Origin of the sequence: Devosia sp., assembly GCF_017307565.1 — a bacterium.
Classification (GTDB): Bacteria; Pseudomonadota; Alphaproteobacteria; order Rhizobiales; family Devosiaceae; genus Devosia.
Window position 1 is genome coordinate 1 of record NZ_JAFKHD010000437.1, and the last position, 11,791, is coordinate 11,791.

11 protein-coding genes are annotated in these 11,791 nt (G+C 63.1%); 5 read left to right on the top strand and 6 right to left on the bottom strand.

The genetic code is table 11. The features are described 5' to 3' along the window. Window positions 1–234 precede the first annotated feature (234 nt). The 4 genes from J0I64_RS19025 to J0I64_RS19040 form a co-directional block, all read right to left on the bottom strand. Entirely contained in the window at window positions 235–723 is a 489-nt protein-coding gene (locus J0I64_RS19025; protein ID WP_291411192.1) for a GNAT family N-acetyltransferase, read from the bottom strand. Beyond that, window positions 723–1,343: a LysE family translocator gene (locus tag J0I64_RS19030; RefSeq protein WP_291411194.1), complete on the bottom strand. Its 621-nt coding sequence runs from the start codon at window positions 1,341–1,343 to the stop codon at window positions 723–725. The genes J0I64_RS19025 and J0I64_RS19030 overlap by 1 nt, the downstream gene beginning before the upstream one ends. Before the next feature lie 75 nt (window positions 1,344–1,418). Beyond that, entirely contained in the window at window positions 1,419–4,142 is a 2,724-nt protein-coding gene (gyrA, locus tag J0I64_RS19035) for a DNA gyrase subunit A (protein ID WP_291411211.1), read from the bottom strand. Window positions 4,143–4,270: 128 nt separating this feature from the next. Next, window positions 4,271–5,449, bottom strand: a complete 1,179-nt coding sequence (locus tag J0I64_RS19040) for a lipase family protein (protein ID WP_291411196.1) — start codon at window positions 5,447–5,449, stop codon at window positions 4,271–4,273. A gap of 112 nt (window positions 5,450–5,561) precedes the next feature. On the opposite strand from J0I64_RS19040, the gene J0I64_RS19045 reads away from it, so the two are divergent. Together J0I64_RS19045 and J0I64_RS19050 are read left to right on the top strand one after the other, a co-directional pair. Further along, a complete protein-coding gene (locus J0I64_RS19045) occupies window positions 5,562–5,909 on the top strand; it encodes a metalloregulator ArsR/SmtB family transcription factor (RefSeq protein ID WP_291411197.1) in 348 nt (115 codons plus the stop codon). Then, a complete protein-coding gene (locus J0I64_RS19050; RefSeq protein ID WP_291411199.1) occupies window positions 5,906–6,394 on the top strand; it encodes an SRPBCC domain-containing protein in 489 nt (162 codons plus the stop codon). Before J0I64_RS19045 ends, J0I64_RS19050 begins: the two co-directional genes overlap by 4 nt. Window positions 6,395–6,543: 149 nt before the next feature. On the opposite strand, the gene J0I64_RS19055 is transcribed toward J0I64_RS19050, so the two are convergent. Continuing rightward, the gene (locus J0I64_RS19055; protein WP_291411201.1) at window positions 6,544–6,948 is read right to left on the bottom strand and encodes a helix-turn-helix domain-containing protein; all 405 of its coding nucleotides are present in this window, start codon (window positions 6,946–6,948) and stop codon (window positions 6,544–6,546) included. Between the two features lie 153 nt (window positions 6,949–7,101). Between J0I64_RS19055 and J0I64_RS19060 the strand changes: the two genes are divergently transcribed. The 3 genes from J0I64_RS19060 to J0I64_RS19070 all read left to right on the top strand — a co-directional run bounded on the left by J0I64_RS19060 (window position 7,102) and on the right by J0I64_RS19070 (window position 11,251). Further along, on the top strand, window positions 7,102–7,983 hold the full coding sequence (locus J0I64_RS19060; protein ID WP_291411203.1) for an SDR family oxidoreductase: 882 nt from the start codon (window positions 7,102–7,104) through the stop codon (window positions 7,981–7,983). 213 nt (window positions 7,984–8,196) lie between these two features. Beyond that, on the top strand, window positions 8,197–10,596 hold the full coding sequence (locus J0I64_RS19065) for an MMPL family transporter (RefSeq protein WP_291411205.1): 2,400 nt from the start codon (window positions 8,197–8,199) through the stop codon (window positions 10,594–10,596). A gap of 127 nt (window positions 10,597–10,723) precedes the next feature. Beyond that, on the top strand, window positions 10,724–11,251 hold the full coding sequence (locus J0I64_RS19070; protein WP_291411207.1) for a hypothetical protein: 528 nt from the start codon (window positions 10,724–10,726) through the stop codon (window positions 11,249–11,251). Between the two features lie 57 nt (window positions 11,252–11,308). Here J0I64_RS19070 and J0I64_RS19075 read toward each other — a convergent pair. Next, on the bottom strand, window positions 11,309–11,791 hold a 483-nt coding region (locus J0I64_RS19075; protein WP_291411209.1), incomplete at its 5' end, for a TipAS antibiotic-recognition domain-containing protein.

An 11,791-nucleotide genomic window follows, 5' to 3' on the forward strand; every position in this document is an offset into this window, starting at 1 on the left:
CGCCCCAGGATCGCCGATCGCGAGGAAGGGTAGCCGAAAACTCTCATTCTGCCCCGAAGCGCCGCGTCGACGGCGCCGGGCGTTCATGGCCACGGCCGAGGCGGCGGTCAACCGCGCCGCCCGACGGCCCACGCAGGGCCGCCTTGCGCGGCGGGCGGTCAGGCCGCCATCAGCGCCTTCTGCACTGCCTCGATCACGGCGCCGCGCTGCCCGTCGATCCAACCGCGTCGCGTCTCAATTCGTGTCGACGGCATATGCTGCTCCCTCAACTAAAACTCTATTGAACACATCGAGTTGGTCCGCGCCAACACCCTCTTCGACCAACAGCCAGCCGCGCCCACCATAATAGGCGCGCAAGGGCCGGCGCGCGGCGAGATAGGCATGTCCATATCCGGCGGCATGCAGCCGCTTCAGCGCCGTATCGACCAGCCGGTCAGCGACACCCCGCCCCCGCCAATCCGGCTCGACCCAAAGCGCGGCGACGCACGGCCCAAATTCCGGCCGCGCTTCTATATCCGTCGCTATGCAGGTGACAGTCCCGACAAAAACCTCGCTCTCAACGCCAACCAGCGTGAAGGGAAAAACGTCGGATACAACGACATCCGCAAGCGCCGCCTCCACTTGGGCAAGCTCGGCCCCCGAAGGCTTCCACCACGCGTTCCAGATGCGATCCGCGATGACGTCGAAATATTGAGGCGCAGTCTTGAGATCGGAGATCTCCATCAGGCCCGCTTCTGCAGCGCCAACCAGACGCCGCCGAGCATCAGGAGGACACCCGACATGCGCGACACCAGCCGCACCCGCGTAGCGCTCAACAGCCCACGCGCCCTGCCCGCCACGACGGCATAGATCGCATCGGTCGAACCGGCGACGAGCATGAAGAACAGCCCTAGCACCATGACCTGCGGAAAAGTCGGTTTCGATACGTCGACGAACTGCGGCAGGAAGGCGCCAAGGAAGATAAGAGCTTTTGGATTAGAAAGGATTACGAGAAATCCCTCACCTGCGGTGCGAAGATTGGACTTACCCCGCTCGGCTTCTACCGAGCCAAGGTCGCCATTGCTGCGCAGCATCTTGAAGCCCAGCCAGATAAGATAGGCGGCACCGATCAGCTTGATCCAGTCAAAGGCCGTGCCCATGAACGCGACCAGCGCCTGCATGCCCAGTGCCACGACCATCGTCATCACCAGAAACCCGGCTTGCGTCCCCGCGACGATGGCGAGCCCTGCCCCGGTTCCACGCGCCAGCGAATTGGCGACGATGACGGTCACGGTCGGTCCCGGCACGATGGCCAGGAGAAAGCAGGCGCCGAGATAGGGAATGATCGTTGCAAGATCGAACACGGTGAGTCTCCTCTCATCGAGGAGCAAGCCACCGGCCACCAGAAAAGACAAGGGGCGCCGAAGCGCCCCAAATCCTTATTCGGTTTCGCCGCCTTCGGCGGCCGGCGGGGCGACGTCATCGCCCTCTTCGCCTTCCGGTTCGCTGATGCGTTCCACCGAAACGACCTTTTCGCCCTCGGCCGTGTCGAAGACAATGACACCCTGCGAGCCGCGGCTGACGATGCGGATCGGCTTGTCGCCGCCCACAGGCAGACGGATGGTTTGACCGCCATTGCTGATGAGCATGATCTGGTCTTCGTCTTCCACCGGGAAGCTCGCCACCAGGTTGCCATTGCGCTTGTTGACCGCCATGGCGACGATACCCTTACCGCCGCGGCCGGTGATCCGGTATTCGTGGCTGGAAGTCCGCTTGCCATAGCCATTCTCGGAAATGGCGAGAATGAACTGCTCGGTGGCGCTCATCTGCGCATAGAGCTCGGGGCTCAGCGCGCCAGCGACCACATCGGCCTCGTCAGAGGTCGTCTCTTCGCTCTCGGCCTCGCCGCGCACCGCACGGCTCATCTTGAGATAAGCAGCGCGCTGTTCGGCATCGGCATCCGAGTGGTTGATGACGGCCATGGAAATGACCTTGTCGCCATCGGCCAGCTGAATGCCGCGCACACCCATGGAATCGCGGCCCTTGAAGAGGCGCACGTCATCGACGCGGAAGCGGATGGCCTGGCCCAGGGCCGTGGTCAGCAGCAAGTCGTCATTCACCGTGCAGGTGTCGACGCCGACGATCTCGTCGCCCTCGTCGAGCTTCATGGCGATCTTGCCGTTCTGGCGTACTTCGACAAAGTCAGCGAGCGAGTTGCGGCGAACCGTGCCGCGCGTCGTCGAGAACATGATGTCGAGGTTGCCCCACGAGGTTTCATCCTCAGGCAGCGGCATGATTGAGGTGATGCGTTCACCCTGCTCGAGCGGCAGGATGTTGATCAGCGCCTTGCCCTTGGCATTGGCGGCCGAAAGCGGCAGGCGCCAGACCTTGAGCTTGTAGGCAATGCCGCGGCTGGTGAAGAACAGCACCGGAGTGTGGGTATTGGCTACGAACAGCCGCGCCACAAAGTCCTCTTCGCGCGTCGACATGCCCGAACGGCCCTTGCCGCCGCGGTTCTGCGCCCGATAGGTCGAGAGCGGAACGCGCTTGATGTAGCCGGCATGGCTCACGGTCACGACCATGTCTTCGCGGGCGATGAGATCTTCATCGTCGAAGTCGGCGGCGTGATCGGAGATTTCCGTACGGCGCGGCGAACCGAACTCGTCGCGGATGGACTCGAGTTCCTCGCGGATGATGGCGCGGACGCGATCGATCGAGCGCAGGATATCGAGATAGTCCTCGATTTCGGCGCCGAGGCCGTTGAGTTCTTCCCCGATTTCGTCGCGGCCCAGTGCCGTAAGGCGAGCCAGACGCAGTTCGAGAATGGCGCGGGCCTGTTCTTCGGAAAGATTGAACGTGCCGTCTTCGTTGATGCGGTGACGCGGGTCGTCGATCAGCCGGATCAGCGGAGCGACGTCCGCAGCTGGCCAGCGGCGGGTCATCAACTGCTCGCGCGCGGTCGCCGGATCGGGCGCGGTGCGGATCAGCGCAATGACTTCGTCGATATTGGCGACAGCAACAGCGAGACCGACCAGGATATGGGCGCGGTCACGGGCCTTGTTGAGCAGGAACCGGGCGCGACGCGTCACCACTTCCTTACGGAAGGCGATGAAGGCATCGAGAATCTGCTTGAGATTCATCAGCTCCGGCTTGCCGCCGTTCAGCGCCACGAAGTTACAGCCGAACGACGACTGCAGCGCGGTGAAGCGGTAAAGCTGGTTGAGCACAACGTCGGGCAGCGCATCGCGCTTCACTTCGACGACGACGCGCATGCCTTCGCGGCTGGATTCGTCGCGCAGGTCGGCCACGCCTTCGATGCGCTTCTCGCGCACCAGCTCGGCAATGCGCTCGACCATGGCCGCCTTGTTCACCTGATACGGAATCTCGGTGATGACGATGGCTTCGCGTTCCTTGCGCACTTCCTCGACGGTCGAGCGGCCACGCACGATGATCGAGCCGCGGCCCGTCTCATAGGCCTGGCGGATGCCTGCACGGCCGAGAATGATGCCGCCAGTCGGGAAATCCGGACCCGGCAGGTGTTCGAGCAGTTCCTCGGTGGTGATGCTGGGATTATCAAGCACGGCCACAGCCGCGTTGATCGTCTCGGCGAGGTTGTGCGTCGGAATATTGGTGGCCATGCCCACCGCGATACCGCCGCCGCCGTTGACCAACATGTTGGGAAAACGCGCTGGCAACACGGTCGGCTCGCGTTCGGAGCCGTCATAGTTGTCGCGGAAATCGACCGTGTCCTTGTCGAGATCGTCGAGCATGAAGCCCGTGATCTTCTGCATGCGGACTTCGGTATAACGCATGGCAGCCGGCATATCGCCGTCGACCGAACCGAAATTGCCCTGGCCCTCGGCCAGCATCTCGCCCATGGCGAAATCCTGCGCCATACGCACCAAGGCCATATAGACCGACTGGTCGCCGTGGGGGTGATACTTACCGATCACGTCGCCGACGACACGCGCCGACTTGCGGAAGGGCTTGTTGTACTCGTAGCCGTTCTCGCTCATGGAGAACAGGATACGGCGGTGCACAGGCTTCAGACCGTCGCGGACATCGGGAAGCGCGCGACTGACGATCACGCTCATGGCGTAATCGAGATAGCTCTTGCGCATTTCGTCGGTGATGTAGATCGGAGCGATGTCGGAGCCGGGCATGCTGCCGGCCGCACCTTCGGGCGTATCTGTCACGTTGTGATTCTACGTTGGTTTTTCTTACCCAACATGTAGTCTATTTCGGCTCAAAAAGCCAATTTCCACCCCAATAGGCTGTGGAGAGCCTTGCCCTAGGGGCCGGCGCAATCCGGGGTGGCCACTTCGCCGGCAAAACGCCCGCTGGTCCAGTCCACCATATCGGCGGCCGCAGGCGAATCCGCCTTGACCAACGAGACGTGGTCGCGCCCCTCATAGCGCCGGTAGATCAGGTTCGTTCCCTCGTCGCAAAGGCCTTTGGCAAAGCCGGTTTGCATCGGTTCGTAGACGATTTCGTCATCGACGCCCTGCCCAAGCAGTACCGGCATGTCATAGGGCCCCGCCGGCACATTCTCGGCCAGCCGTGCCCCGAGCGGGGTAGCGTCGATATTCATGCCGAAGAGGTCGCCGGGCAGCAAAGCGAGCTCGGCAAAAGAAACCAGCGCCTTGGCGTCGAGCGAGCAGCGCCCGGCAATATCGGAGAGCACCAGGGCGCTGAGCGGCGAGACGTAGTCCGCCACCCGGACGTCGGCATAGCTCGCCGCATAGCCTTGCAGCAGGTAACTTGAGACGATCTTGCCGAACATGCTGCCCTGCGCCGCGTCGACCATCTTGGGCAGGTTCGAGGCCGGCGCGCGAGCTGCAACACCCAGCACGTCGATCTCGGGCGCATAGGCCTTTGCCACCATGCCCGTCCACAGCGCCGAATTGCCGCCCTGCGAGTGCCCCCAGACGACCGTCTGCGGCAGGATATCGACCTCCGCCATCTGCATCGCCGCGCGCATGGAATCGAGCACCGACCGCGCCGCGTCGTCACCCACGAGATAGGCATGCACGCCTGCCGTGCCGAGCCCGACGTAATCGGCCGCCACATAGGCCCAGCCTTTTGCGAGCAGCTCAGGCACTGCCGGCACGTTGTGGAATGGCGCCACCACCGATGGCCCGCAGCCAGGCGCCGCACCTGTCGTGCCATGCGCCCAGGTAATCGCGTGCAACGCCCCGGTCGTACCCTTGGGCACCATGACCACTGCGCTCCCGAGCGCCGGCGCACCGTCGATCCGCGTCGTCACATAGAGAATACGCCAGGCGTCGGCCGTCTCGGGCACGTCGAGCGTATAGGGCTCTACGGCCAGCAATGTCCCCGGCGCGCCCTCTGGCTTGGCCGACCGGTAGAAGTCGGACGGACGATCAGGCCGCGCCCAGAACCACGCAGCGCCGACCAGCACCACGAAAACCACGAACAGCCAGAAAACGACGAGCAGCAAACGACGCATTTTGCCTCCCCCAGGGCGCGGACACCCTAGCAGCCGCCCTCGCGCCGCGCACCTGGCTTGACAGCGGGCATGGCCAGGCGCAGTGTATTTGCATCATTAGCTAAATACGCAAATGCAAGATCACCTGACCTCAACATTCGCCGCCCTTGCCGATCCGACCCGTCGCGCCATGCTTAAGCGACTTGCCGAAGGTCCCGCCACGGTCACCGAGCTTGCCGAGCCCTTTGCGCTGGCGCTGCCGACCGTATCGCGACACCTGAAGGTGCTTGAGACCGCCGGCCTCATCACGCGCGAAAAATCCGCGCAGTTCCGTCCCTGCCGGCTCAATGCCGCGCCGCTCGAAGAGGCCGACGGTTGGCTCGCGACTTATCGCGAATTCTTCTCCCAGCGCTTCGACGCGCTCGATGCCCAGCTGAAAACCATGATGGCCGCCAAGGCCAAAGAGGAGGACAAGCCATGACTGAACCCACCTTTTCCCTCGGCCGGGGTTTTACCCTCACGCGCACTTTTGAAGCGCCGCCCGACATGGTCTTTTCTGCCTTGACGGAGCCGCAGAACCTCGGCTGGTTCTTCAACCCCGGTTTCACCAGCGACCTGCCGGTCAAGGTCGATCTGCGCGTCGGCGGCTCCTGGCGGCAGGAGATGATCGTCAATGCCGAAACCCGCTATATGACCGGCGGCATTTTTCGCGAGATCGAACCGGGCCGGAAACTCGTCTTCACCTGGGGCGCCGTCGATGGCTGGCCGAAAATCGATCCGGAAAATCTCGATCAGTCCCCACAGGTGACCATCCTGTTCCGCGACGTCGCTGACGGCACCCAGATGATCTTTCGCGTCGAGCTTCCCGATCAGCTCACCGAGCCGCAGACAGCAGAATGGATGTCCACCGGCATGCTCGCCGGCTGGACCATGACGATTGATCGGCTGGTCTTTCCAAAGAAATAGGTGCTCCCATCACCCCCTCCCAGCCTCCCCCATCTAGGGGGAGGTGTCTGGCTGGCGAGTGAGGCAATATCTCGTCAAATACTCGATATGGCACCTTCCCCTAGATGGGGAGGCTGGGAGGGGGTGGAGCACCACGCGCCTGTGCCTTCTCACTTCATGTCATAAGCAATCCGCGCCGCGTCGATCCTGGAAAAATGCTCGTCGGCCCAATTAATAAGAAACCCCAGCGGCACGATCAGCGACTCTCCGAGCCCGGTCAGCCGATATTCCACGGCGGGCGGCTGGGTATCAAAAACCTGCCGTGCCACGAGCCCGTCCCGCTGCAGATCGCGCAGCGTCTGCGTCAGCATCTTTTGCGAAATGTCAGGCACCTGCCGATGCAGCTCGTTGAAGCGCTTGGGGCCAGAGGCGAGCGTCATGACCAGCAGCATGCTCCACTTGTCGCCGACCTTGTCGAGGATGTTGCGCACCGTGCAGCGCGCCGTATTGCCGCCCGCCGCCGCCTCGCTCCAGCGCTGCACAAAGGTGGCCGCGGTTTCCAGATCGTTTTGCATGCACTTACCTCGAGGTAATCTTCACCCGAAAAAGTGCCTCCTTTTCATGGCCCGTTGGGACCACTAGATAGCACTCTCCTTTCGATACTTACTCTCCGCCGGAGTGGCGGACAAGTCGGGTCGAACTGTGTCGCCATGCAATGGAGAGTACAAATGAGCAAATTCACCAATTCGACCCTGCTGGTCACGGGCGCTTCGGGCAAGCTGGGCCGCCTCGCCGTCGAGGAGTTGCTGGCCCGCGGCGCCACCAAGGTCATCGCCGGCACCCGTGATCCGTCCAAGCTTCAGGACCTGGCCGCCAAGGGCGCCGAAATCCGCAAGCTTGACTTTGACGACGCGTCCACCCTGCCGGCCGCCCTTGCCGGCGTCGAACGCCTCCTGATCGTCAGCACCGATGCCGTCGGTCGCCGCACCGCCCAGCAGCAGGCCATCATCGAGGCCGCCAAGACCGCCGGCGTAAAGCACATCATCTATACTTCGGCCCCGGCCGCGCGCCCCAATGCCGATGCCGGTCTCAACCCCGAGCACTTCTGGACCGAGGTTGCCATCGCCGCCAGCGGGCTGGATTTCACCATTCTGCGCAATCACATGTATGCCGAAAACATCTTCATGGAGGCCGCCCAGGTCGTCGCCTCGGGCCAGCTTTTCGGCCTGATCGGTGATCGCGGCACGTCCTATGTCACCCGCGCCGATACCGCCCGCACCGCTGCCGGCGCACTCCTCTCCGCAGAAGGCAAGGCGATCGAGGATGTGACCGGCCCTGCCCCGATCACCAATGTCGAGCGCGCCGCGCTCCTCAGCCAGCTCAGCGGCAAGAAGATTGACGTCGTCGCCCTGACGCCAGAACATCTGCAGCAGGGCATGGTCGCCGCCGGCCTGCCCGCCCCGTTCGCCGCCGCCCTCGTCGCCTTCCAGCGCGATGCCGTCACAGGCTTCCACGGCGTTGTCACCGATGTGGTCGAGCGTTATTCCGGCCGCAAGCCGACTGCCTATGCCGACTTCCTCGCCGCCAGCAAGGCAGCCCTCGGCCTCTAGTAGTTGCCCACTCGCCCCGCCCTCAGTCCTCCCCACAAGGGTGAATGAGGGCGGGGACAGTGCCCGCCACGCAACACTTTCCGCCGAACCGTGCGCCAAACTAATCGGCCGGCGCTCCACATAGTTCAAACCCCTGCGACCGCTGGACGCACCCGGGCGAAACACATAGAGATTTGACCAGATTGTCGCCTCATTTGCGGAGTCGGGTTCCTCGTGTCTTCTCCCTCCTGGTTCAAGCGTGTCCTGGCCCGCCTCACCTATGATCGTTCCATCGGCTTTGGCCTGGAGCACATGGGACTGGCGACGGTACGCCATCCGCGCCTCATGGCGGTGGCAGTCCTGCTCTTCTCTGTCCTCTGCTTCACGCAGATCCCCAAGGCCAATGTCGATGGGGACCTGCTGCGCGTCTACGCCCATTCCGGGCACTATTACGACGCCTATGAGCACCTGTCGGAAACCTTCGGCACCTTCGAGAACGACCTTTATATCCTCGTCAATTCCGAGCGCCTGGCCGAGCCGGCTATCATCGAGCAAGTCCGCGACCTCGCCTTCGAGCTGGAGCTGAACGACTTCGCCATCGGCACCATGTCGCCCTTCACGCTGAGAAAACCCTCGGCCAATGGCGGGTCCGAGCCCGCCGTGCCCGAGGGTCTGCAGACGGCCGACGAAGTCGCTTTCGCCCTCATGGATCTGCAGCAAAACGATCCAATGATGCGCAATCTCATCACGCCCGATCTCGATGGCGTGGTGCTGATCATGTTCCCCAATCAGGAAATGGTGGCCGAACGCGGCGCCAAGGCCATGATCGAGAACCTGCGCGCCACCATCGCGCCGTTCCAGAGCGACGATATCTCCATCGAGATCACCGGCCCGCCGGTCTGGACCACCGAAATGCTCAATGCAGCGGTGGACGACCAGGTGAAGTTCACCGTCTATGGCTTTGCCCTCGGCTCGCTCATCGCGCTTCTCGCCCTGCGCTCCATTGCCGGCGCCCTCATTGTCGCCGCCACGCCGTTCCTCGCGGTCATGTGGTCCATGGGCATTATCCTCCTGTTCTTCGGCTCGTTCTCCTTCCTCACCATCATCGTCACCACGCTGGTGCTGGTGGTCTCCTTTGCCGAGTCGATGTTCTTCACCTTCAACTGGCTGGCCTATTGGCGAGACGGCATGGAGCCCAACAAGGCGGTCGATGCGACGATAAAACTCGTCGGCCCCGCCACAGCCCTCACCATGTTGATCTCCATGGTCAGCTTCGCTTCGCTCTCGCTCACGCCGGGCCAGGGCATCCGCGAATTCTCCATGGCGGGCGCAATAGGCTCGTTCCTGCTCTTTGCCTGCACCATGACCTTCCAGCCGCTACTGCTGAAGCTCGCGGTGCGCCTGGGCTTCAAGGCACCGCCCAAGTCGAGCGTGGTCCTTACCGCGCCCCTGCCCCTCAGCTGGTTCCTCGCCAGCCGCTTCGGCCGCCAGATCGCTATTGCCGGCATCATCACCACGCTGCTGCTGCTCATCCCCTATTTCCTCATCCAGCCGCGCTTTTCCTTCGAGGACTTCGTCGCCACGGAATCGACCGCGCTGACTGCGGCCGAAAACATCGACGAAGGTGTGGGCGGTGTGGCGCCGCTCTATGTTCGTGTCCCGCTCATCGAGCACAATCCGGACGTGGGCGAGGTCGATTTCCAGCGCATCAAGCTGGTCCACCAGATCCTCGAAAAGGAGCTCGGCGAGAACAAGGTGATCTCCGCCGCCAGCATGAGCAACTATACCGAGGCCGGCTTCACCCGCGGCGAGGTGCTCGAGGCGGTCGGCCCGTTCATGCGTCGCCGTTTTGTTACCGACGATGGCTCGCAGGCGCTGGTGACCGGCTTCATGCCCACCATCATCGATAGCGATGTGCTCAAGGAACTCGTCGCCACTATCGAGACCGAACTCACCGCTGCGGGCATCAATGATGCCGAGGTCGGCGGCTTCCGCGTTCTGACGACCTTTGCAACCGACGACATCGTGCGTGGCCTGCAGCTCGATTTGACAGTCAGCGTTCTCGTCAACCTCGCCCTGATCGGCTTTGCCTTCCAGTCGTTCCGCGTGGCCCTTGCGTCCGCCATACCCAACCTCTTCCCGATCCTCGGGACCGAGGCCTGGCTCTGGTATTCAGGCTCGGGGCTGCAACTGACCACGGTTATCGCCCTCACCATCGCCTTCGGCATCGCGGTCGACGACACAGTGCATTTCCTCTCGCATTATCTCCACGGCAGGCGCGAGGAACGGCGAACACACGAGGATGCGGTCAAGCACACGCTGCTGCGCATCGGCGGGGCGATCGTTGCCACCACCATCATCCTCTGCGCAGGCACGGCGATCATCATGTTCTCCGAGCTGCCGCAGGTGGCCCTATTCGGCTCGCTCTTTGTCATCACTCTGGCTCTCGCCGTTCTGGGCGACCTCTTCATCCTGCCCGCCCTGTTGCTGGCTGGTGGCAAGTTCTTCTATCCGCTGGGCAATATCCGCGTGCGGACTGCCGACCATGACGCAACGCCCGACGATCCGATGGGCGATACGGTCACCGGTGAGGGCGGAACGGAGGGCGAGGTCCCTGCCCCCAGAACCGCGTGAGGCCCCGGTTTTGGGGCCTCGGCGCGCCTGGCATAACGAAAACGCAACACCGAATCTCACAGGATTTGCTATTGGATCAGCCATAACCAGCCGGGGGGCTCGTTGTGACACTTGGAGGCTTTGCACTATGACCTTTCTTGGACCCCTGTCCCGTGCGGCTGCACTGGCAGGTCTCCTGCTCTCGTCCAGCTTTGCCGCGGCGCCAGCCTTTGCCGGTCCGGCCGAAGTTTCCCTTCTGAAATCCTATATCGGTGAGTGGCGCGGTCGCGGTACGCTCGTTGGCGCAGCCACCGAAACCGTCGTCTGCCGCCTGTCCCTCTCGCAGGGCAATCAGGACAAGATCAATTATTCCGGCCGCTGCACGCTGGCGGGCTCCAACCTTTCGGTTGCCGGCACCATTGCCTATGTCGACGCCTCGAAGCGCTACGAAGCAGCCATGACCTCGAACGCCACGTTCAGCGGCATCGCCGTCGGCCAGAAGCGCGGCGGCGGTCTCGTTTTCAACCTGCGTGAACGCAAGCCCGACGAAGATGGCAAGGACATGAGCATCTCTGCCCAGATCGCCCTCAATGGTGACGCGATCAACGTCGCCTTCGAAGTGGTCTATGTCGAATCCGGCGACAGCCTGCGCGCCAACGTCCCCTTCGCCCGGTAAACAGCGGCGAACCCAATCAAAAGGCGGCCCTCGGGCCGCCTTTTTTCGTTCCGAAGCCTAGCCCTGCCGCCGCGCCCAGGCGCGCATCGCCGCAACGAGGAACGCGCCAAACCCCGGCTCGATCGCCTCATAGCGCTTCTGGAAATCGGGATGCTCGTAGGCATCGGCCAGCCCCGCATAGGCCTCTGGCCCGCACTCCCTGCCCCAGGCGGCCTCCACCCAGCGGCGATGCGCCTCGATGGCTGGATCAAGTGAGCGAGCCTGTGGCGGCACGCCGCGTTTGAACCCTTCGGCCAGCGCCTCTTCGACCGCCTTCAGTTCCGCCATCATGGCTGCGAGCACCGCCTCGTCCAGTCCGCCGAATGCCTTCCGGCTTTCCACGATCCGCTGCTCCATGTCGCCACCAAACCGCGCGACGAGCCAGGCCTCGTATTCGGCCTGCTTTTCGGGCGTCACCAGCCCCGCATAAAGATCGTTGTCCTTCATGTCCTGTTCTCCAGTCAGTCGGGCTATCGTGCGGTCGATCGTCCTCACCATGCC